The sequence below is a fragment of the Caballeronia udeis genome, assembly GCF_044909315.1.
In the GTDB taxonomy this organism is placed as follows: Bacteria; Pseudomonadota; Gammaproteobacteria; order Burkholderiales; family Burkholderiaceae; genus Caballeronia; species Caballeronia udeis_A.
This window is the reverse complement of sequence record NZ_JBIYEB010000017.1, coordinates 161,022-182,906: the sequence shown is the minus strand read 5'-3', so window position 1 is coordinate 182,906 and position 21,885 is coordinate 161,022. Positions and strand designations below refer to the sequence as shown.

The window sequence follows — 21,885 nt, the reverse complement described above, 5'->3', positions numbered from 1 at the left end:
ATTACTCGTTCACGCTGCCAGCGGCGTCACTTCGAACACGCAATGCGAATGGCCTTCGGCCGCGCATTGCGTCTCGACCGAAAACGACTTCGGACCTTTCTTCGTGCCTTCCGGTGCGGTGTCGTTGACCCAGTCCATCGCGCCGGCGAACCAGCCTGCGAACATGTAGCAAAGCTTGCCTTCCTTGCCGGGCTGCGCCAGCACGAACGACGAGTTATGCAGATGCACGGTTGCGGTTGAGGCAGCCGGATCGCTTTTCACGATCGAGAACAAACCCCAGCCGCGTTGCGACAAGCGCTTCAGGTAATGTTCGAACACCGCCATGCCGCTGATGCCGTGTTGCGTGGCTTCTTTATCGCACCAGTGATACGCCGACTTGTGGCCCGCCGTATAAAGGCTCTTCGCGTAGACCTCGCGACCCAGTGCTTCTTCAACGGCCAGGTGGTTGTTCGTGAAGAAATGACGCGGCACGTAAAGCATGGGCAGCGAGTCGGTCGTCCAGACGCCGGTTTCCGGATCGACGTCAATAGGCAGTTGTGGTTGCATCGTGTGGGTTCCTTATTATTGGGTGAGCCGGGTCAGACGTTCCAGACGCTGTCGAACACGCGTACCCAGTTCTCGCCCATGATCTTCTTGATGCGTGATTCGCCCCAGCCGGCGCGTTCCATCGCAGCGGTCAGGTTCGGGAATTCGCCAATCGTTCGGATACCTTCGGGATTCACGACCTTGCCGAAATTCGTCAGTTGACGATAACGGCCCTTGTCGTGCGTGATCCAGTCGAAGAATTCCGTGCTGTAGCCCTGCGTGAAGTCCGTGCCAATTCCCACGTTGTCTTCGCCGATCAGGTCGACCACGTACTCGATTGCCTCGAGGTAGTCTTCCACCGTCGCATCCGGGCCGCGCTTCAGGAACGGCGCGAACATGGTGACGCCCACAAACCCGCCTGCATCGACAATTTCCTTAAGCTGCTCGTCGGTCTTGTTGCGCGGATGTTCCTTCAGTCCCGAAGGACAGCAATGCGAATAACACACCGGCTTCTTGGAGAAAGCGATCGCTTCGGAAGACGTCTTGCCGCCCACGTGCGACAGGTCGACCATGATGCCCACGCGATTCATTTCCTGGATCACTTCGCGGCCAAAACCCGAAAGACCGCCATCGCGCTCATAACAGCCGGTACCCACGAGGTTCTGCGTGTTGTAGCAGAGCTGCACCACGTTCACGCCAAGCTGCTTGAACGTTTCGATGTAGCCCAGGTTGTCCTCGAACGCATGCGCGTTCTGGAAACCAAAAATGATGCCGGTCTTGTCCTCTTTCTTCGCGCGGCGAATGTCGTCCGTCGTGCGCACGAGCGTAAGAATGTCACTGTGCTCGCGCATCATCTGACGCATTTCAGCAATGTTGTCCACGGTCTTCTGGAAGCTCTCCCAGACCGACACCGTGCAGTTCACCGCGGTCACGCCGCCCTTTCTCATGTCCTCGAATACCGACGGCTCGAACTTCGATATATTCAGGCCGTCGATGATGATGCTGTTGTCGTGCAGTGTGCTCATCTCATGCTCCAGGAGGGGAGGACGTAATCAATAAATAGGGAAGCGTTCGCACAGCGCGAAGATTTCGCGGCGCACGCGGTGTTCGGTCTCTGCGTGACCGTCCGGGTGGTCGCGCAGCGCGTCGAACACTTCCACGATCAGGCGGCCGATGTCACGGAACTCTGCCACGCCAAAACCACGCGTGGTGCCGGCCGGCGTGCCAAGGCGCACGCCTGATGTGACAGTGGGCTTTTCCGGGTCGAACGGGATGCCGTTCTTGTTGCAGGTGATGCCGGCGCGTTCCAGCGCATGCTCGACCTGGTTGCCCTTCAGGCCCTTCGGACGCAGGTCGACGAGCAGCAAGTGGTTGTCTGTACCACCGGTCACGAGATCCACGCCGCCGGCCTTCAGCACTTCGCCCAGCGCCTTCGCGTTGGCCAGCACGCTGTCGATGTAAGTCTTGAAACCGGGCTGCAGCGCCTCGCCGAAGGCCACGGCCTTACCAGCGATCACGTGCATCAGCGGACCGCCCTGGAGGCCCGGAAACACCGCGGAATTGATCTTCTTGGCAATGTCCTCGTCATTGGTGAGGACAAAACCGCCGCGCGGGCCGCGCAACGTCTTGTGCGTGGTGGACGTCACCACATGTGCGTGCGCGACCGGGTTTTGATGCCGCCCCGCCGCGATCACGCCGGCAATGTGCGCCATGTCGACCATCAGCTTCGAACCGGCTTTGTCCGCGATGGCGCGCAGCCGTGCGAAGTCCAGTTCGCGGGGATACGCCGAGAAGCCTGCGATCAGCAGCGTCGGCTTGTGCTGCATCGCAAGTTCTTCAATCTGCTCGTAGTCGATCAGCATGGTCTCGCGGTTCACGCCGTACTGGACCGCGTTGAACCACTTGCCGGACAACGCCGGCTTCGCGCCGTGCGTCAGGTGACCGCCTGCGTCGAGCGACATGCCGAGCACGGTGTCACCGGGTTTGGTCAACGCGAGCATCACGGCGCCGTTCGCCTGCGCGCCCGAATGCGGCTGCACGTTGGCGAACTGCGCATTGAAGATCTGCTTTACACGATCGATCGCGAGGGTTTCGATTTCATCGACGAATTCGCAGCCGCCGTAATACCGCTTGCCTGGATAACCTTCCGCATATTTATTCGTCAGCACCGAGCCCTGCGCTTCAAGAACGGCGCGCGAGACAATGTTTTCCGACGCGATCAGTTCGACCTGCGACTGCTGGCGTTCCAGCTCTTTCAAGATGGAGTTGCGTACTGGCGCGTCGCGCGTGGCAAGAGGTTCTTCGAAGAACGGGGCGGCAGGGCGAGTCGGGAAATTTGACATTGAGGCATCCGTGGGTTCGGGGACAAGTCGCTTCTTGAAAGGCGGTTTGCTTCTGAGGCCAACCTGCAAAGGCACTGGAAACCATGCTCACAACCGCTTTCCGATGCGTCTATTCTTGACTTTCGCCCACCACGCCAATTTATGAATTTAGACGTGTTCTTGGCCTTTTCCGACATTCGCGTCCGTTTTACACAAGTCGCCGGACGCTCGCCCTGAGCGCCCGTTCAATGCTGCACTGCGGCGGACATTTCTCGCTTCCGCGCGGTGCGGATTGCGAAGAGGATCCCCTTCGCGGTGCGCTTACGTCTCCGTAAACTTCGGCGCCAATAGGGTTTAGCCTGATGGCATGCATGTTGCAAACATCTACAAAATGTTCAAAGTCGTGCCCCCACGACACAGCCACACCCTAGATTCGAAGGAATCATTCCTCAATGTCCCCCGACCGAACCGCGTCGCTCGCGCATTTCGCGTTCATGCCGCTGCCTAATTTCACGATGATCGCGTTCACCAACGCTATCGAAGTGCTGCGCATGGCGAATTACCTGACCGGGCAAAAGCTGTACACGTGGTCGATCGTAAGCCCGGAAGGCGGTCCCGTGGCGGCAAGCAATGGCCTGTCCGTGGATACCGGGCCGGTCGAGTGCGTCGGGCAGCCGGACATTGTGTTCGTGGTCGGCGGCATTGACGTCCAGCGCGAAACCACGCCCGCGCATCTGTCAGCGCTGCGTCGTTTTGCCCGGCTTGGCAGCGTGCTCGGCAGCCTCTGCACCGGTACCTATGCCCTTGCCCGCGCCGGTTTGCTCGCCGGATACGCATGCGCGATCCATTGGGAAAACATGTCGGCGCTGAAAGAGGAATTCCCGGAAACACGCTTTCTCAAAGAGCTGTTCGTGATCGACCGGGACCGCGTGACGTGCACGGGCGGCGTCGCGCCGCTCGACATGATGCTGAACCTGATCGCCACGCGCGTGGGGTCGGCGAAGGTCACGCAGATTGCGGAACAGTTCATCGTTGAGCACGTTCGCGATACCAGCGCGCAGCAGCGCATGCCGCTGGTCGCGCGGCTGGGCTCGGCGAACAAGTCGCTGTTCGAAGTGATTTCGCTGATGGAGAACAACATAGAAGAGCCGTTGTCGCGCGAAGAACTCGCGCGGCTGGCGGGGATGTCGCAGCGGCAATTGCAGCGGCTGTTCCGCGAACATCTCGGCATGACGCCCACTCATTACTACCTGACGCTGCGGCTGCGCCGCGCGCGTGAATTGCTGCTGCAGACCGATATGTCGATCATGCATATCACCATGGCCTGCGGCTTTCAGTCGGCTTGCCACTTCAGCAAGAGCTACCGCGATGCATTCGGCACTGCGCCTACGCGGGAACGCCGGCGCCAGTTGCCACCGCTTGCCGTTGTGGCTGCACCTTCGATGGCCATTGCTCAAAGCGCCGCTTGAGATTCAGATCAGGCTGAAAGCGGCGCTCCGAGCGTTAGCCGCTTACGCTGCCTTCAACATCCCGTGCGGGTCGATCACGAACTTGCGCGGCGCACCGCCGTCGAATTGGCGATATCCGTCCGGCGCCTGATCGAGCGTCACCACCGAGACGTTCACGATATCCGCAATCGGCAAACGATCCCACAAGATGGCCTGCATCAGGTTCTGGTTGTACTTCATGACCGGCGTCTGCCCGGTGAAGAACGAGTGCGACTTCGCCCAACCCAGACCGAAGCGAATGCTCAGCGCGCCCTTCTTCGCGGCTGCGTCGGCCGCGCCCGGATCGTCGGTGACGTAGAGGCCCGGAATCCCGATCGCGCCCGCTACCCGCGTGATTTCCATCAGGGAATTCAGCACCGTGGCAGGCGCTTCCTGATGGCTTCCACTGCTGCCGTGACCATGCGCTTCGAAGCCGACGCAGTCCACCGCGCAATCCACTTCCGGCGTGCCCAGAATGGCCGCGATCTGATCGGCGAGCGTTGCATCCTTCGATAGATCCACCGTCTCGAAGCCCACCTTGCGCGCGTGCGCGAGGCGCTCTTCGTTCATGTCGCCAACGATCGTACAAGCCGCACCCAGCAAACGTGCCGACGCCGCCGCGGCCATCCCGACCGGCCCTGCGCCTGCGATATACACCGTTGCACCCGGCTTCACGCCAGCCATCACGGCGCCGTGATAGCCCGTCGGCAGGATGTCGGAAAGGCACGTGAGATCGCGGATCTTCGACATCGCCTGATCACGATCGGGAAACTTCAGGAGATTGAAGTCGGCGTACGGGACCAGCACGTATTCGGCCTGACCGCCGATCCAGCCGCCCATGTCCACATAACCATAGGCGCCGCCCGCACGCGACGGATTGACGTTCAGGCACACACCCGTGTTCTGCGCCTTGCAGGTCGGGCAGCGGCCGCAGGCCACGTTGAACGGCACGGAAACCAGATCGCCAATCCTGAGTGTCTCCACGTCGCGCCCGATCTCGATCACCTCGCCGGTTATCTCATGCCCGAGCACGAGGCCGACCTGGGCGGTCGTGCGCCCCCGCACCATATGCTGATCCGACCCGCAAATATTCGTGGTGACCACCTTGAGAATCACGCCATGGCCGATCTGCCGGCCGCTCGGATCGACCATCTTCGGATAGTCGATGGATTGCACTTCAACCTTGCCCTGCCCCAGATACACGACGCCGCGATTACTGCTCATTGCCTGTCTCCTTGTCTCGTGGACGATCTGCATGGCAAAACACAGCCATGCACCGCCTAACGAGCGTAGTCCTGTGCCGCACCGCTGACGTGCATTGAACGCGACATCGGTTTGGCAGAAACCGACATGACGGTTTTATATTGATTGACCAATCAATATAAAATACCTAGGATTCAAACCTGGTTTTCTTGAAGCTATCTGGACTGGACCCATGCCGAAGCTTGGAATGCGCGAGATCCGCCGTGCGCAGTTGATCGACGCCACGCTGCTTACCATCGACCATGCCGGTCTGGCCGGCACCACGCTGGCATCGGTTGCGCAGCGCGCGAGCATTTCCACGGGTATCGTCAGTCATTATTTCGGCGATAAAGACAGCCTGCTCGAAGCCACCATGCGCCATGTGCTGCGAGACCTGTGGAACGCCACATCACGCAGGCGCCGGGTCGCCAAAGATGAACCGCGCGCGCGTTTGCGCGCCGTGGTGGCCGCGAACTTCGACGTCGCGCAGGTCAGCAATCCGGTCATGAAGACCTGGCTCGCGTTCTGGTCGGAGAGCATGCACAAACCCCAACTGCGGCGGCTGCAGAACGTCAACACGCGCCGCCTGTATTCCAACCTGTGCGCCGATTTCTCCAAGCTCCTGCCGCGTGCCGCTGCACGTCGCGCGGCCAGCGGACTGGCTGCGTTGATCGACGGCTTGTGGCTACGCGGCGCGCTCTCCGGCGAGCCGTTCGACACCAAGGCGGCCATGCGTCTCGCCAACGACTATATCGACCTCGTGCTCGACACACGCGGCCGGACCCTCACCTAAAGGACCCAAGCAAATGCCCGTATTCGAATTGCAGCGCTTGTACATTGGCGGCGCTTACGTTGACGCCACCAGCGGCGAAACCTTCGACACGCTCGATCCCGCCACGGGCGAAACGCTCGCCAGCGTTCAACAGGCAAGCGCCGCGGATATCGATCGCGCCGTACGCTCGGCGCACGAGGGCCAGCGCGAATGGTCCGCCATGACCGCGATGCAACGCTCGCGCATCCTGCGTCGCGCGGTGGATATCCTGCGCGAGCGCAACGACGAACTCGCCGCGCTAGAAACCCGCGACACGGGCAAGCCGATCGCCGAGACTCGCGCCGTGGACATTGTCACCGGTGCCGATGTGATCGAGTACTACGCGGGGCTTGCAACGGCCATAGAAGGCCAGCAGATCCCGCTGCGGCCCAGTTCGTTCGTCTATACGCGGCGCGAGCCGCTTGGCGTGTGTGCGGGTATTGGCGCATGGAATTACCCGATCCAGATTGCGTGCTGGAAGTCCGCGCCCGCGCTCGCCGCCGGCAACGCGATGATCTTCAAGCCCAGCGAAATCACTCCGCTAAGCACGTTGAAGCTCGCTGAAATCTATACGGAAGCGGGTGTTCCCGCAGGCGTGTTCAACGTCGTGCAGGGCGATGGCCGTGTGGGCGCGTTGCTTGCCGCGCATCCGGACATTGCGAAGGTATCGTTCACGGGCGGTGTGGAGACGGGCAAGAAAGTGATGTCGATGGCTGGAGGTTCGTCGCTGAAAGAAGTGACGATGGAACTAGGTGGCAAATCACCGCTCGTCATTTTCGACGACGCCAATCTCGAACGCGCCGCCGACATTGCAATGAGCGCCAACTTCTTCAGTTCCGGCCAGGTCTGCACGAACGGCACGCGCGTATTCGTTCAGCGAACGGTGTATGACCGCTTCGAAAAACTCGTGCTGGAGCGTGTGAAGCGCATTCGCGTGGGCTCACCAACGGATGCGAACACCAACTTTGGCCCGCTGGTCAGCGCGGCGCAATTGCAGAAGGTCCTGGGGTTCATTGAAAGCGGTAAGCAAGAAGGTGCGCGACTGATCGCGGGTGGATCACGGATCGTGCATGACGGGTTCGCTCAAGGACAGTACGTGGAACCAACCATCTTCACCGATTGCCGCGACGACATGCGCATCGTGCGCGAAGAGATCTTCGGTCCCGTCATGAGCATCCTGGTCTTTGATGAGGAAACCGAAGTGATCGGGCGTGCCAACGCCACCGAATTCGGCCTCGCCGTGGGCGTAGTCACAGAGAATCTGTCCCGTGCGCATCGCGTCATTCATGCGCTGCAAGCGGGCATCTGCTGGATCAATACGTGGGGCGAATCGCCCGCTGAAATGCCCGTGGGCGGATACAAGCAGTCGGGCGTCGGCCGCGAAAACGGCATTACCACGCTTGAGCACTACACAAGTATTAAATCCGTACAGGTCGAACTGGGCCCTTACCAACCCGTATTCTAAGGAGCGATGCGATGAGCGCGAACGAGTTCGACTACATCGTCGTGGGCGCGGGTTCGGCGGGCAACGTGCTCGCTTCGCGCCTCACCGAAGACCCTGGAGTGACCGTGCTGCTGCTTGAAGCCGGCGGTCCGGACTATCGCTTCGACTTCCGCACCCAGATGCCGGCCGCGCTGGCGTTTCCGCTGCAGGGAAGACGCTACAACTGGGCTTACGAGACCGATCCCGAGCCGCACATGAATAATCGGCGCATGGAATGCGGACGCGGCAAGGGACTGGGCGGGTCGTCGCTGATCAACGGCATGTGCTACATCCGCGGCAACGCGCTCGACTATGACGGCTGGGCTGAACGTAAAGGCCTTGAAAACTGGACCTATTCCGATTGCCTGCCGTATTTTCGCAAAGCGGAAACTCGCGATGCCGGACCGAACCCGTATCACGGCGATGACGGTCCGGTGCATGTGACGACTTCCAAGCCCGGCAATAATCCCTTGTTCGCCGCGATGGTCGAAGCGGGCGTGCAGGCAGGTTATCCCCGTACGGACGACCTCAATGGCTACAGCCAGGAAGGTTTCGGCCCGATGGACCGGACGGTGACGCCGAAGGGCCGCCGCTCGAGCACCGCACGTGGATATCTCGACCGTGCAAAGGGCAGGCAGAATCTCACGATCGTTACGCATGCCGTCACCGACCGGGTTTTGTTCTCCGGAAAAAGAGCCATCGGCGTAGCGTATTTGCACGGTGGCGAACGCGTCACGGCGCATGTACGCCGCGAGGTGCTGGTATGCAGCGGCGCGATCGCTTCGCCGCAATTACTGCAACGCTCCGGTGTGGGCCGGTCGACGTGGCTGCGTGAACTCGACGTCCCTCTAGTGCTCGACCTGCCGGGCGTGGGTGAGAATCTCCAGGATCATCTGGAGATGTATATGCAATACGAATGCCTTGAACCGGTGTCGCTTTATCCAGCGCTGCAATGGTGGAACCAGCCGCAGATCGGGCTTGAATGGATGTTGAACGGTACGGGCATTGGCGCGAGCAATCAGTTCGAGGCGGGTGGTTTTATCCGTACACGCGACGACGACCCATGGCCCAACATTCAATACCACTTCCTGCCTGTCGCGATCAATTACAACGGCTCGAACCCGATCAAGATGCACGGCTTCCAGGCGCACGTGGGTTCCATGCGGTCGCCCAGCCGCGGCCGCATCAAGCTCAAGTCACGCGATCCGAATGCGCACCCGAGCATCCTGTTCAACTACATGTCGGACCCGCTCGACTGGCGCGAATTCCGCGACGCGATTCGTATCACGCGCGAGATCATGCATCAGCCGGCGCTCAAGAAATATCGTGGACGCGAGTTGCATCCGGGCGCCGACCTCACGACAGACGATCAACTCGATGCGTTCGTAAGGCAACGCGCGGAGACCGCTTACCATCCATCGTGCTCGTGCAAGATGGGCTACGACGACATGGCCGTGGTCGATAACGAAGGCCGCGTGCATGGGCTCGAATCGCTGCGTGTGGTGGACGCGTCGATCATGCCGCTGATTGTGACCGGCAACCTCAATGCGCCGACCATCATGCTGGCCGAGAAGATCGCGGACAAGATCCGCGGGCGTGAGCCGCTGGCTCGTGTTGACACGCCGTATTTCGTCGCGCATGGGGCGAAGGCGCGTCACGCGGAGGCAATTGCCACCGTCTGAGCGGCATGGCTAATTGATTGCAATTCAATTCGTATTCTGGGGCATCCCGGCTTGGCGGCCGCGATGCCTTTTTTCGTTTGTTTCACTAATCGCTCATTGGCCGAGATTTATATCGATATTCGTGTTTTTATAAATTATTAGGATCAGGGCTATTTAAATTATACAAATCCAGACCCAGGGTCACCTGGTCTTGCTTGACGCCATGGTGGAGTTACGTCGGCGCGACGTCGAAGTGTCACTGACCTTGATCGGCGATGGCGCGCTGCGCACTGAGTTCGAAGCACACGCGGCAACGTTGGGTCTTTCCGATAACGTACGTTTCCTCGGCCTTGTCGATGCAAACAGCGTAGCCGCCCATATCGTGCAACATGACCTGTTCGTGTTGGCCTCGTACCAGGAGTGTATGCCCCGCGCAATGCTGGAGGCCATAGCTGCCGGCACTCCAGTCATCGCATCAAACGTGGGCGGCATTCCGGAGATATTGGACGAGGCAGGCATGGTGTCTCCGGGCGATGTGATCGCGTTGGCAACACGCATTGAAACGCTGGCTCGCGACCGGACGCTGCTGGCTATTCGCGCTGAAGCTGATCGTGAGGCAGCGCGGCCCTTTGGCTATTCCGCGCTGCAATCTCGCTATATCACGTACTGTGCGGCGCTCGCCCGGGCTCATGTCCATGCGTAAGGATCTTGTGTACGTCACACTGGGCTCGGCGCTGCCTGCCGTCAGCAACTTTGTTGCGGTCGTATTCGCGCTGAGATATCTCGACGCCGCGTGGCTGGGCCGTTCATACGCGCTACTGGCATTGTTCTTCGTGTCGATAGATGTCTTCAACTTCGGCTCGGCAAGGCTTTACAGCGTCGCAAAAATTCGTGATCGTTTCCCGAGCCTGCTGTTCCTCGATACGCTCAGCGCGACCGGTTCAGCGCTGTTTTTGATCGTTGCGGCAAGCATTCTGTCGCGTTCTGGCGCTATCGCGATCCCGCACGTTTTACCCGTACTCCTTATCGCTCCGGTGGGGTACGCAATGTCGCATTTCGCACTCGGCTATTTGCGTCTGAATGGCGGCAATGGCGCGATATGTGCCGTCTCCACCGTGTCGGCGCTGAGCCGTTGCGCGGTGGTATGGCTTGTTGCGAAGCATGTATCGTGGTTGCCGTATCTTCCCGACCTGCTGTTGATGGTCGAGGGTTCCTATGGCGCCATGCTGCTGGGGACTTATCTCGTCTTGCACCGGCAAGAGAAGGTCGCTCGGCACAACGCTTATGGATTAGCGGCGTTCCCTCAACTGGCCAAACTCGGCGGCAAGGAACTGGTCAGCAGCTGGTATTCGAATGCGATCTTCTCGGGGGCAAAACACGTTGATGTCATCATCGCGGCGATGCTTCTCGGGCCTGCCGGCGCGGCGCTGTACCGCGGGGGCGAAAAGCGTGCATAACCTTGCGTTCAACCTGGGACAAGCGCTCGCGCTAGTCATGCATTCGCGCATGCGGGAATGGGTCATGGCTTCCACAAAACGCCTATCCGTGTCATCGGCATTCACGTTGGGTGCCGCGGTATCAAGCTTGCTTGCGGCCGCCACACTCTGCGCCTACAAGATCAAGCTGTTCCCTACGGCGAGTCTCGGCACACCCTTGAACCAATGGTTGTTTCTACTTCTGATCTTCACAGGCGCCGCGCTTATGTTCGCCTGCCGGATCACCTCCCTGATGGTGTTCTCGATCAGCAAGCGATCATTCCTCATCCTCTCGACCATGGAGGTCGCCGGCTCGCTCTCGTTGCTCTCGGCGCTCTGTGTGGTCTTTGGTGTGATGGGCGCAGCGTTGTCGGTTGCGCTGTCGTGCGGGTGTGTGCTGGCTTCGTCGCTGATGGTTGTGAGGCGATCGTTCAGCGTTCTTGCCGCACCCTGAATCAGCCTTCGAGCCGCGCCCGCGCGGCCGTCGCTATGCGCGCGATGGTCTCGGCGCTCAAGCGCTCGGCCACCTTGTGAACATACTCATGATGGCGCGGCTCGAGCGGCGCACCCAGATACTGCGCGTGCAGATAGCGGATCAACGCAATCCGCCGGTGCCCGAGCGCGAGGCTGTGATCAAGCAAAGCGAGCGCAGCATGAGGATCATGCCGCTCGCACGCACGATGCGACAGTCCGGCTGTTTGAACGCGCGTCGACGTCATGGCGGATTCAGCGCTTGACTGCCAGCTGGGCCGTATGCAACTCCGCGGGCGCTCGCCATGCATCGAAATCCGCACGATGCCAATCAAGCTCAACCCCCACGCGCCGCGTGCCTTCGCGAATCTTCGGCTTGTAAAGCAGCAGCGTCAACGCATCGAGAGCGGGCCATTGCGTGAACGATAGCGCCGCAATTTCCACGGCCAGCGTTTCCAGCAAGCGCGTATGCGGCTTGCTCTCCAGATAGCCCTGCACCGCCGCACACCACGCCTCGTAGTCAACCAGCTCGTGCGCATTCTCCTCAGCCGGTACGCCCCGGTAATGCAGGCTCGCGTCAATGGCGACCGGCTGCGGCGCGAGATACTCCCGGGCATGCAAGCCTATACGCGTTGGCACGACAAGCTCATCGATAACAATGCGCCAGCCGCGCCCGCCCGGGCTTAATGTTCCGAATGGTTCGTACGGTTTCACGACATCAGCGGCTCGGCCGCGTCGAGCATCATCTTCACGAAGTAGTCCGCGAAGCTGCGGCGGACCACGAGGTCGAAGCTGTTGTCACCCGTCGGCAGCACCGTCACGGAGGCCTTGAAGTAATGGCTCTGCGCACACTGGCCGACACCGAACAAATTCTGATGCAGATCGAGCGGACAACCTCGCGCGAGTACATCACGCGTGCGCGGACCGCTGATTTCAAGCACGGTGTAACCACTGCCGATGTCGACGGCGGCTGCATACAAACCCTTGAACGCCTCGCGCAACCTGGCTTCCATGGGAGCCGGCTGCGTCGCGGAATGCGTGGCGACCGAGCGCACCAGCCACTCGTCGGGACCAAGCCACATCAAGTCGTAGCCGTTGCCCGCCGCCGTCGTATTCGGCTTCTCCGGCGGCTTGCAGCCAATCACGCTTTCCACCGCCGCCACGAACGCGGCGTCGCACAGATCGCCTCGCACGTTGACCAGTTCGAGGAACGGCCGCTCGACAAGACGAAACGCCTTCGATGCACTCGCCTGATGCTTTTTCAGCAGGCCAGTTACGCCTACGAGCGGAGACTCCTGCCACACGCCCTGCCCGACTGCACGATCCACGACCGTCTGGCTGCTTCTGTTTTCATTCCACATGTTGACGTGCTCCTTCGCTGTCGTAGAACACCGAGCTGGTGATTTTTGCCGGCATCTGCTTGCCGCCCGCGAGCGGGATCATCACCGACTCACCGATCTTGTCGAGACCGCCCTTGATGACGGCCATCGCGATCGAGCGCTTTAAAATAGGGCTGAAATAGCTGGATGTGACGTGGCCGAGCATGGGCGCGGTGTCGCCGGTGAACGGACCCGGCACGACCTGCGAGCCTTCGGGAATCACGAACGACGCATCTTCGGCGAGCAAGCCGACGAGCTGCTTGCGTCCGGCCTTAGCCGTATCCGAGCGCGTCAGCGACCGCTTGCCGAGGAAGTCCTTCGACTTCGCGACCAGCCCGCCCATGCCGACGTCGTACGGCGTCATCGAACCGTCGGTATCCTGCCCGACGATGATGTAACCCTTCTCGGCACGCAGCACGTGCATGGTTTCCGTGCCGTACGGCGTGATGTCAAACTCCGCGCCGGCCGCCATCAGCGCCTCCCACACGGCACGCCCGACGTTCGCCGGCACATTGACTTCGTAGGCAAGTTCGCCCGAGAAGCTGATCCGCATCACGCGCGACGCCGCACCCGCCACTGTCCCTTCGCGGTAGCTCATGAACGGAAACGCCGCGTTGGCAAAGTCGATATCGCGGCAGACCTTCTGCAATACCTTGCGGCTATTCGGGCCGACAACCGCGAACGTGGCCCAGTGATCCGTCACCGATGCCAACCGCACCCGCATGTCGGGCCACTCGGTTTGCAACCAGCGCTCGAGCCACGTCAGCACGCGCGCCGCGCCGCCGGTCGTGGTCGTCATCATGTAGTGCTGGTCGGCGAGGCGCACGGTCACACCGTCGTCAAAGATCATGCCGTTTTCGTCGAGCATCAGGCCGTAGCGGCACTTGCCCACTTCCAGCTTGCTCCACGGGTTCGTGTAGACCCAGTTGAGCAGCTTCGCGGCATCTGGTCCCTGGATGTCGATCTTGCCAAGCGTCGATGCATCGAGAATGCCAACGCTGGTACGCGTCGCCAGCGACTCGCGCGCAACCGCCGCGTGCAGGTCCTCGCCATTTCTCGGGAAGTACCAGGGCCGCTTCCAGTTGCCGACGTCCTCGAACTCCGCGCCGTTTTCCACATGCCATTCATGCACGGCGGTCTTGCGGACCGGATCGAGAAACTCGCCCAGCTCACGGCCGGCAAACGTACCGAACGTAACCGGCGTGTAGTTCGGACGAAAGGTCGTGGTGCCGGTTTCGGGGATGGTCTTGTTCAGCGCCTGAGCAAGAATCGCCATGCCGTTGATGTTACCAAGCTTGCCCTGATCCGTACCGAAGCCCATCGCGGTGTAACGCTTCACGTGCTCGACCGACTCGAATCCTTCACGCGCGGCGAGGAAAATGTCGGCCGCGGAGACGTCGTTCTGAAAATCGATGAATTGTTTGGGACCCCGTGTTGCCAGTTCACGGCCGCCGACCAGCCACAACGGCATGACCGGTGCCTCGCTGACCTCGGCCACTTGCACGGATGTCGGGCGCGCCACGATCAAACCCACGGCGCGCGCTGCGTCAACGCCTGCGTCGACCGCGAAACGAATCGCGCGTGCAAGCGTGAATTCGCCGGCGCACGCGCCTACACTGCTCTCGGCCTGCATCGCCTTGCCGGGTACGAAACAAAGCTTCTCGTCATGCCAGTGCGCCTTGCCGCCGGACTGCGCGAACAGATGCAGGATCGGGCTCCAGCCTCCCGACACAGCCAGCAGGTCGCACGGCAGGTCGGCTTGCTTCGCGCCGACCGTGCCGTTTGAATAAGCGCTGACTTCAACCGACGCCACGCGCAACTTGCCGTGCGCCACGGTAATCACCGAGCCGTTCAGGACCTTCACGCCATAGCGTTTCGCCTGTCCCTGCAACGCTCCCTTGTCGCTGGCGAGACGCGGGTCCACTACCGTCACCTGTGCACCTGCCGCCTTCAGATCGAGCGCACATTGGTAGCCGCTGTCGTTGTTCGTGAAGACCACGGCGTTACGTCCCGGCAGGACAGCATAGCGATGCAGGTAGGACGACACCGCCGACGCCAGCATCACGCCCGGCAGATCGTTGTTGCCGAACACAATCGGGCGTTCCTGCGCGCCCGTGGCGAGAATGACGCGCTTGGCGCGTACTTTCCACAGCAGTTCCCGCGTGCCCTTGCGCATGGAAACCGGCAAATGCTCGGTCAAGCGCTGCGTGATGGTGACGAGGTTGTGGTCCTGATAACCGAACGCCGTGCTGCGGCACAGGATCTTCACATCCGGCATCTTCCGCAGTTCGGCTTCAATCTTTTGCGCCCACTTCAAGCCCGGAGCGCCATCGATTTCCGTGCGATACGACAGCAACGAACCGCCGAGTTCCGGCTGGTCATCGACGAGGATCACGCGTGCACCCGACAACCCCGCCGCATGCGCAGCAGCCAGGCCCGAAGGGCCGGCGCCGACCACAAGCACGTCGCAATGCGCGAAGCACTTGTCGTAACGGTCTGCGTCCACGTGTTCGGGCGCCTTGCCAAGGCCCGCTGCGTCGCGGATCACCTCCTCGTATTTCGGCCAGAACTTGCGCGGCCACATGAAGGTCTTGTAGTAGAAGCCCGCCGGAATAAACCGCGCGATCTTCTGGTTCACGGCCATGCGATCGTTTTCGATGCTCGGCTTGGCATTCACGCTGTTCGCCACCAGCCCCTGATACAACTCGATCTCGGTAGCGCGCGCATTGGGCACCGTATAAGCGCCGGTCTCGAGCTGCACGACCGCGTTCGGTTCCGCCACATCGGCCGTCACAATGCCGCGCGGCCGGTGATACTTCCAGCTGCGCGCGACGAAATGCACGCCGTTCGCGAGCAGCGCGGAAGCGAGCGTATCGCCTTGATGGCCCTGGTATGTCTTGCCGTTGAACGTGAACGTGAGCGAGATGGCGCGATTGATGCGCCCGCCCGTGGAAAGTCGGTCTTTCTGGCTCATTTGGATTGTCCTTCTTCTTTCTGTTCCATCACGGCGAGCGGCCGGGCGAACGTTTCATAGCCCTGGAACGCGTAGCTCACGGTGTCGCGTTGCGCCATGAACCAGCGGCGGCAACCTTGCGTGTGCATCCATTGCTCACGGTGCACGCCGCGCGGGTTCTTGCGCATGAACAGGTAGTCGCCCCATTCTTTATCGGTGAGCTTTTCGGTGTCGAGCGGGCGCGCGATATCGGCTTCGCCGCCGCACGAGAATTCGCTTTCGGCGCGTGGCCCGCACCAGGGGCATTCAATCAGCAACATGTCTTATCTCCAGTGTCGACCAGAGTTGGCGCTTCAGCGCCTTACTTTGGTCCCATGCAACCTTGGTTGCTCAGGTTAGTGGGCGACGGCCGCAGCGCCGTGTTCGTCGATCAGGTGACCCGTGTAGAAACGGTCGATGGAGAACGGCGCGTTCAGTGGATGCGGCTCATCCTTCGCAATGGTGTGGGCATAAGCCCAACCGGAACCTGGCGTCGCCTTGAAGCCGCCCGTTCCCCAGCCGCAGTTGAAGTACAGGCCCTTCACGTCGGTCTTGCTGATGATCGGGCACGCATCCGGCGACACATCCACAATCCCGCCCCACTGACGGTTCATCCGCACACGCGAGAACACCGGGAACATTTCCACGATGGCCTCCAGCGTCCCTTCAATGATGTGGAAACTGCCGCGTTGGCCAAAGCCCGTGTACTGGTCGACCCCGGCGCCGATCACGAGATCGCCCTTGTCGGACTGGCTGATATACGCGTGCACCGCGTTCGACATCACCACCGTGTTGACCACCGGCTTGATAGGCTCGGACACAAGCGCCTGCAACGGATGGCTTTCCAGGGGCAGCCGGATGCCGGCCATGTCGGCGAGTGTAGAGGTGTTGCCTGCCGCCACGATCGCGACCTTCTTGGCCCTGATAAACCCCTTCGTGGTATCCACGCCGATCACCTGGCTGCCGTTACGGCGAATGCCCGTAACCTGGCAGTTCTGCACGATATCCACGCCTGCCTGATCCGCACCGCGCGCAAACCCCCATGCCACGGCGTCATGTCGCGCCACGCCGCCACGACGCTGGATGGACGCACCCAGCACCGGGTAGCGGCTATTCAGGTTGATGGTCGGCTCGATCTGCTTGATCTGTTCCGGCGTGAGGAATTCGGCATCGACACCATTCAGGCGGTTCGCGTTCACGCGACGTTCAGTATCCCGAACGTCTTGCAGCGTATGCGCGAGGTTCATCACGCCGCGCTGACTGAACATCACGTTGTAGTTCAGGTCCTGCGAGAGCCCTTCCCACAACTGCATCGCTTTTTCGTAAAGCGCCGCCGATTCGTCCCACAGATAATTCGAGCGCACGATGGTCGTGTTGCGCGCCGTGTTACCGCCGCCGATCCAGCCCTTCTCGAGCACGGCGACGTTGCGCACGCCATGTTCCTTGGCAAGATAGTAGGCGGTCGCGAGCCCATGACCACCACCGCCGACGATCACCACGTCGTATTCCTGCTTGGGCTCCGGGCTTTTCCACTGGCGTTCCCAGTTCTCGTGATACGACATGCCGTTGCGCAACAGGCTGAATATCGAATAGCGGCTCATGGTGTTTCCTTGAACTTGTTGATGTTGCAAAAGCGCTTGCGAACGCGGTTGCCAAGCTTAAAAATCAGCACTCGATGACGTTCACGGCCAACCCGCCGCGTGACGTCTCCTTGTATTTCGTCTTCATGTCCGCGCCGGTTTCGCGCATGGTCTTGATCACGTTGTCGAGCGACACATAATGCGTACCGTCGCCCTTCATGGCCATGCGCGCCGCGTTGAGCGCCTTGATCGCGCCCATTGCATTGCGTTCTATGCACGGGATTTGCACAAGGCCGCCAACGGGGTCGCAGGTCATGCCGAGGTTGTGTTCCATGCCGATCTCGGCGGCGTTCTCGACTTGCGCCGGGGTGCCGCCCATGACAGCGGCGAGCGCCGCGGCGGCCATCGAGCACGCCACGCCGACTTCGCCCTGGCAGCCGACTTCGGCGCCGGAAATGGACGCCGTTTCCTTGTAGATGATCCCGATAGCCGCCGCCGTCAGCAGGAACGTGACAATGCCCTCGTCGGTCGAGTTGTGCATGAACTTCACGTAGTAATGCAGCACCGCGGGGATCACGCCGGCCGCGCCGTTCGTGGGTGCGGTGACCACGCGGCCACCGGCGGCGTTCTCCTCGTTCACGGCCATTGCGTAGAGGTTGACCCAGTCGAGCATGGAGAGCGGATCCCGCAACGACTCTTCCGAGTGCTTGCGCAACTGCGCGGAGAGATCGGCGGCACGGCGCTTCACGTGCATCGGGCCGGGCAATTCGCCACGTACCTTGCAGCCGCGCTCCACGCACGCTGCCATCACGCGCCAGATTGCAAGCAAGCCGTCGCGCACTTCGCGCTCCGGGCGCGATGCGCATTCGTTGCGCAGCGTAATTTCAGCGATGGATAAGCCCGTCTCCCGGCACACGCGCATCAGGTCGTCGCCCGTGCGGAATGGATGCGGCACCTCGCCACCGGATTGCACGCCGTTCACGCGCGTGCCCTCGCTGTTGATCACAAAACCGCCGCCGACCGAGTAGTACTCTTTTTCGACGACGAGCTGGCCGTTTTCATCGAAGGCCTGGAAGCGCATGCCGTTCGGATGGACGACGCTCGATCCAGGCGCACCCGGCATCAGCTTGCGAAAAAAACCAATGTGCTCGCGCTCGTCGAACTTGACCGTGTGCTTGCCGAGCAGGTTCAGGCTCTTGCACTCGCGGATCTCCCGCAGACGCGGTTCGATCGCATCCGGATCGATCGAGTCGGGGAGATTGCCCTCAAGTCCAAGCAGCACGGCTTTGTCGGTACCGTGGCCCTTTCCGGTCGCGCCCAGCGAGCCGAACAGACCCACCCGGACGCGGCGCACGAACGCGAGCAGGTTGGCGTCCTCGATGTGCGAGGCAAAACGGCACGCTGCGATCATCGGGCCGACCGTATGCGAACTTGACGGACCGATGCCGATCTTGAACAGATCGAAAACGCTGACGTTCATGGGGTGCCTTGTCGGTGGACTGCATGGGATTTCACTAGGTAGCCATTGCACCGCACGCCAATTTCCGCTGATAGAACAAAAACGGCATGCACGTGGGATGGCGGCGTCAGCACGACAACGCGCGTGGATGGCAAGGCGCTTTAGCGATGATCGGCGGCGCAAACGGGCAGGTGGCGCAAGGCGCCATGCTGGCGGCGCATCACAGGCTGAATACGCGGTTGAGCAAGCCTGCGGGCAGGGGCGCAAATTCGACGCAAGATTTACATGTCGACGGTTTTACAACACTTTCGGCGCAGGTCTTATTTACCCTTTCCGGGTTCAAGAAACGCTGCGATACACTGTGCCGGCATTTTCAAATGCGCTCGAATCAATCAGTCATCAAACTCTCGTCCATCAGGTTTGCTCCATGAACAATATTCTGAAGAAAGTCCTCGCGGTCTTTATCGTTGCGGCTGTTGCTGCACCGGCTGTGTCGTATGCAAAGCCGCATCATCACCACAAGTACACCAAGGCCAAGCACGTCAAGCACGTTGCTCATTAATCAGGTCATCAAGCCGGTATCAAGCCCGGACTAAACCACTTCGTACTAAACCCGCTTAATGCTTTAAGAAATAACCGGGCCGCTAGCCGGTTATCGGAGACGGCTTGTCCTGACGGGACAAGCCGCTTTCCGTTCCGAGCCGCCTTCAACGCTCGCGACGCTTGAGTCCAAAATCCAGAGTGCCGCAAAGCCCGCGCACATTCCGGTATTTCAAACCGGTTAATGACGGTGATATGCTGATTGATTACCGGGTCGTCTGTCGCCCATCATCCATGACCCGAATGACGGCTGCACATCAACGGCAAGCGCATGAATCCCGCTGACCTTCTTCCCGCTCAATCGCCCGACACACCGTCCAAACAGCGCATTCGTTTTGGCATTGTGTTGTTGCCGAATTTCACGCTGACGGCGTTTTCCGGTTTCGTCGATTTATTGCGCCTGTCCGCCGACGAAGGCGATTTCAGCAAACCGGTGCGCTGCTCGTGGAGCGTGATCGGGGAAACGCTGGCGCCGGTGCGGGCGAGTTGCGGCATCCAGATCACTCCCTGGGAAACCTTCGAGAAGGCTGAGCCCTTCGACTACGTGGTGGTCGTCGGCGGCTTGCTGCATTCCGGCGCGGGCGCGAGCGACGCCACGCTGCAGTTCATCCGCCGCGCCGCTACCACGGACGCCACGCTGGTCGGCATTTGCACGGGTGTGTTTTCCCTGATGCGGGCGGGCGTGCTGGAGGGTTATCGCATTTGTGTGAGCTGGTTCCACTACTGGGATTTTGTCGAGCGTTTTCCGGGTGTGAACGAGGAGATGCTGGTCGCAGACCGTTTGTTCGTGATGGATCACCGGCGCATTACGTGTTCGGGCGGACGCGCGTCAATCGATGTTGCCGCAGCCATCCTGCTGCGCCATTTCGAGGCTGCCACGGTACAAAAGGCACTACGCATCCTGCTGGTGGATGACATGCAGAAGGGCAACGCTCCGCAGCCGCATCCGCCGGGGCTGGCGCCCGCCACGCATCCGAAAGTGAAGCGGGCGATCTTGCTGATGGAGCAGCATGTGGGGCGTTCGCTGACGCTCGATGAGCTTGCGCACAAGCTGGATTTATCTACACGGCAGCTGGAGCGTTTGTTCAAGGCGGAGACCGGCAAGGCGCCGCAGGCTTACGCGAAGCAGGTCCGGTTGCGCACGGCCGCCTGGCTGCTGACGAGTTCCGACAAGACGGTGGCGGACATTGCATCGAGTTGCGGTTTTTCCGATGCGTCGCATTTGGGGCGGGAGTTCAGGAAGCAGTTCGGGCTTCCGCCAATGATGTATCGCGAGCAGCGCGGCACGGCAGCACCGGACGATGCGAGCGCGGCGACACTCGATCTTGCCGCGGATTTCGATGAGACTTTTCCGGGGCGGGCTCAGGCTATCTAGGTTGGAGCGTTGTACCCGCGCCGGCCGGCCGCTTGGCCCACCGGCGCGAACAAAAACCTACTGCGCCGCTACATAAGCCTTCACAGCCGGCAGCCCATCCTTGCCGTCAAACGTCTTCACCCCTGCCAGCCACTTGTCCAGCACAGCAGGATTCGCCTTCAGCCACTGCTTCGCAGCGAGATTCGGATCGGTCTTGTTCATGATCGGCGTCATCACGTGATTCTCGATGTCCGTCGAAAACCGCAGGTTATCGACCAGCTTCGCCACGTTCGGGCAGCGCGCCGCGTAATCCGGCGGCGTTACCGTCAGCACCTTGGCCTCGCCATAGTTCGGACCGAATACATCGTCGCCACCGCTCAGATAATCAATCTTCATGGTCACGTTCATCGGATGCGGTTCCCAGCCCAGGAACACAATCCACTTCTTCTCGCGAATCGCGCGGCCCACTTCCACGAGCATGCCCGCTTCGCTCGACTCCACCATCTTGAACTTGCCAAGCCCATACTGATTCGAATCGATCATCTTCTTGATCAACGCGTTGCCGTCATTACCCGGCTCAATACCGTAGATCTTGCCGTCAAGCTTGTCGTAGTTCTTGGCAATATCGGCGAATGACTTCAGGCCGCCGTTATACGCATAGTCCGGCACGGCCAAGGTGTATTTCGCGCCCGTCAGGTTAGGCGTCGGCAATACCTTGACCTGCCCGGCTTTCTGGAACGGCTCGACAATGGGATCCATTGTCGGCGACCAATAGCCGAGGAACACATCGATCTGCTTGCTCTTGATACCCGCAAACGTAATAGGCACCGACGCAATCGTCTTCGTCGGCTTGTATCCGAGGCCCTGCAGCACAGTCGTCGCCAGACCCGTGGTCGCGGCAATATCGGTCCAGCCCACGTCGGCGAAACGGACGTTCTGGCACGTGGCCGGATCAGCCGCAAACGCGCCGCCGGACATCGTGACATTGAGCAGGACAGCCAGCGCGCACGATGACGCGATTCCGTGAAGTTTCATGATTCTCCCT

22 protein-coding genes are annotated in these 21,885 nt (G+C 60.8%); 10 read left to right on the top strand and 12 right to left on the bottom strand.

Annotated features, from left to right (window positions below):
• Positions 1 to 9 precede the first annotated feature (9 nt).
• Genes ABH944_RS25895 through ABH944_RS25885 form a run of 3 tightly spaced genes read right to left on the bottom strand, consistent with a single transcriptional unit; the run spans position 10 to position 2,867 of the window.
• Positions 10 to 546: a DUF5943 domain-containing protein gene (locus ABH944_RS25895; RefSeq protein ID WP_404610036.1), complete on the bottom strand. Its 537-nt coding sequence runs from the start codon at positions 544 to 546 to the stop codon at positions 10 to 12.
• A 32-nt stretch (positions 547 to 578) separates the two neighbouring features.
• Positions 579 to 1,550, bottom strand: a complete 972-nt coding sequence (locus ABH944_RS25890) for a dipeptidase (protein ID WP_404610037.1) — start codon at positions 1,548 to 1,550, stop codon at positions 579 to 581.
• A 27-nt stretch (positions 1,551 to 1,577) separates the two neighbouring features.
• On the bottom strand, positions 1,578 to 2,867 hold the full coding sequence (locus ABH944_RS25885; RefSeq protein WP_404610038.1) for a serine hydroxymethyltransferase: 1,290 nt from the start codon (positions 2,865 to 2,867) through the stop codon (positions 1,578 to 1,580).
• A 431-nt stretch (positions 2,868 to 3,298) separates the two neighbouring features.
• Here ABH944_RS25885 and ABH944_RS25880 point away from each other — a divergent pair, with 431 nt between their 5' ends.
• Positions 3,299 to 4,315, top strand: a complete 1,017-nt coding sequence (locus ABH944_RS25880) for a GlxA family transcriptional regulator (protein ID WP_404610039.1) — start codon at positions 3,299 to 3,301, stop codon at positions 4,313 to 4,315.
• Between the two features lie 42 nt (positions 4,316 to 4,357).
• Here the strand turns inward: ABH944_RS25880 and fdhA are convergent, their stop codons facing one another.
• Positions 4,358 to 5,557, bottom strand: coding sequence for a formaldehyde dehydrogenase, glutathione-independent (gene fdhA, locus ABH944_RS25875; protein ID WP_097268991.1), 1,200 nt, complete (start codon positions 5,555 to 5,557; stop codon positions 4,358 to 4,360).
• 211 nt (positions 5,558 to 5,768) lie between these two features.
• Between fdhA and betI the strand changes: the two genes are divergently transcribed.
• The 6 genes from betI (at position 5,769) to ABH944_RS25845 (ending at position 11,459) form a co-directional block, all read left to right on the top strand.
• Entirely contained in the window at positions 5,769 to 6,368 is a 600-nt protein-coding gene (gene betI, locus ABH944_RS25870) for a transcriptional regulator BetI (RefSeq protein WP_097268989.1), read from the top strand.
• A gap of 13 nt (positions 6,369 to 6,381) precedes the next feature.
• Positions 6,382 to 7,851: a betaine-aldehyde dehydrogenase gene (betB, locus tag ABH944_RS25865; protein WP_404610040.1), complete on the top strand. Its 1,470-nt coding sequence runs from the start codon at positions 6,382 to 6,384 to the stop codon at positions 7,849 to 7,851.
• An 11-nt stretch (positions 7,852 to 7,862) separates the two neighbouring features.
• Positions 7,863 to 9,551 carry a choline dehydrogenase gene (gene betA / locus ABH944_RS25860; RefSeq protein WP_404610041.1) on the top strand — a complete coding sequence of 563 codons (1,689 nt, stop codon included), beginning with the start codon at positions 7,863 to 7,865 and terminating at the stop codon, positions 9,549 to 9,551.
• 157 nt (positions 9,552 to 9,708) lie between these two features.
• Positions 9,709 to 10,233, top strand: a complete 525-nt coding sequence (locus ABH944_RS25855) for a glycosyltransferase (RefSeq protein WP_404659536.1) — start codon at positions 9,709 to 9,711, stop codon at positions 10,231 to 10,233.
• Positions 10,226 to 10,987, top strand: coding sequence for a hypothetical protein (locus ABH944_RS25850; RefSeq protein ID WP_404610042.1), 762 nt, complete (start codon positions 10,226 to 10,228; stop codon positions 10,985 to 10,987). Before ABH944_RS25855 ends, ABH944_RS25850 begins: the two co-directional genes overlap by 8 nt.
• A 64-nt stretch (positions 10,988 to 11,051) precedes the next feature.
• Positions 11,052 to 11,459 carry a hypothetical protein gene (locus ABH944_RS25845; protein WP_404610043.1) on the top strand — a complete coding sequence of 136 codons (408 nt, stop codon included), beginning with the start codon at positions 11,052 to 11,054 and terminating at the stop codon, positions 11,457 to 11,459.
• 1 nt (position 11,460) lies between these two features.
• Here the strand turns inward: ABH944_RS25845 and ABH944_RS25840 are convergent, their stop codons facing one another.
• The 7 genes from ABH944_RS25840 to ABH944_RS25810 form a co-directional block, all read right to left on the bottom strand.
• The gene (locus tag ABH944_RS25840; RefSeq protein ID WP_404610044.1) at positions 11,461 to 11,724 is read right to left on the bottom strand and encodes a hypothetical protein; all 264 of its coding nucleotides are present in this window, start codon (positions 11,722 to 11,724) and stop codon (positions 11,461 to 11,463) included.
• A 7-nt stretch (positions 11,725 to 11,731) separates the two neighbouring features.
• Complete coding sequence (locus tag ABH944_RS25835) at positions 11,732 to 12,190, bottom strand: dihydroneopterin aldolase (RefSeq protein ID WP_404610045.1); 459 nt, start codon at positions 12,188 to 12,190, stop codon at positions 11,732 to 11,734.
• A complete protein-coding gene (locus ABH944_RS25830; RefSeq protein ID WP_404610046.1) occupies positions 12,187 to 12,837 on the bottom strand; it encodes a sarcosine oxidase subunit gamma in 651 nt (216 codons plus the stop codon). Before ABH944_RS25830 ends, ABH944_RS25835 begins: the two co-directional genes overlap by 4 nt.
• On the bottom strand, positions 12,827 to 15,829 hold the full coding sequence (locus ABH944_RS25825; RefSeq protein WP_404610047.1) for a sarcosine oxidase subunit alpha family protein: 3,003 nt from the start codon (positions 15,827 to 15,829) through the stop codon (positions 12,827 to 12,829). The genes ABH944_RS25830 and ABH944_RS25825 overlap by 11 nt, the downstream gene beginning before the upstream one ends.
• Positions 15,826 to 16,128 carry a sarcosine oxidase subunit delta gene (locus ABH944_RS25820; protein ID WP_062085265.1) on the bottom strand — a complete coding sequence of 101 codons (303 nt, stop codon included), beginning with the start codon at positions 16,126 to 16,128 and terminating at the stop codon, positions 15,826 to 15,828. Before ABH944_RS25820 ends, ABH944_RS25825 begins: the two co-directional genes overlap by 4 nt.
• 75 nt (positions 16,129 to 16,203) lie before the next feature.
• Positions 16,204 to 17,448, bottom strand: a complete 1,245-nt coding sequence (locus ABH944_RS25815) for a sarcosine oxidase subunit beta family protein (RefSeq protein WP_404610048.1) — start codon at positions 17,446 to 17,448, stop codon at positions 16,204 to 16,206.
• Positions 17,449 to 17,512: 64 nt separating this feature from the next.
• Complete coding sequence (locus tag ABH944_RS25810; protein ID WP_404610049.1) at positions 17,513 to 18,907, bottom strand: L-serine ammonia-lyase; 1,395 nt, start codon at positions 18,905 to 18,907, stop codon at positions 17,513 to 17,515.
• A gap of 146 nt (positions 18,908 to 19,053) precedes the next feature.
• Here ABH944_RS25810 and ABH944_RS25805 point away from each other — a divergent pair, with 146 nt between their 5' ends.
• From ABH944_RS25805 to ABH944_RS25795, 3 genes are all read left to right on the top strand, one after another.
• Positions 19,054 to 19,317, top strand: coding sequence for a hypothetical protein (locus tag ABH944_RS25805; protein WP_404659533.1), 264 nt, complete (start codon positions 19,054 to 19,056; stop codon positions 19,315 to 19,317).
• Positions 19,314 to 19,448, top strand: a complete 135-nt coding sequence (locus tag ABH944_RS25800) for a hypothetical protein (protein WP_255541718.1) — start codon at positions 19,314 to 19,316, stop codon at positions 19,446 to 19,448. The genes ABH944_RS25805 and ABH944_RS25800 overlap by 4 nt, the downstream gene beginning before the upstream one ends.
• A 309-nt stretch (positions 19,449 to 19,757) precedes the next feature.
• Complete coding sequence (locus tag ABH944_RS25795; RefSeq protein ID WP_062085268.1) at positions 19,758 to 20,861, top strand: GlxA family transcriptional regulator; 1,104 nt, start codon at positions 19,758 to 19,760, stop codon at positions 20,859 to 20,861.
• A gap of 57 nt (positions 20,862 to 20,918) precedes the next feature.
• Here ABH944_RS25795 and ABH944_RS25790 read toward each other — a convergent pair whose 3' ends face one another.
• Positions 20,919 to 21,818: a choline ABC transporter substrate-binding protein gene (locus ABH944_RS25790; RefSeq protein WP_404610173.1), complete on the bottom strand. Its 900-nt coding sequence runs from the start codon at positions 21,816 to 21,818 to the stop codon at positions 20,919 to 20,921.
• Positions 21,819 to 21,885 lie beyond the last annotated feature (67 nt).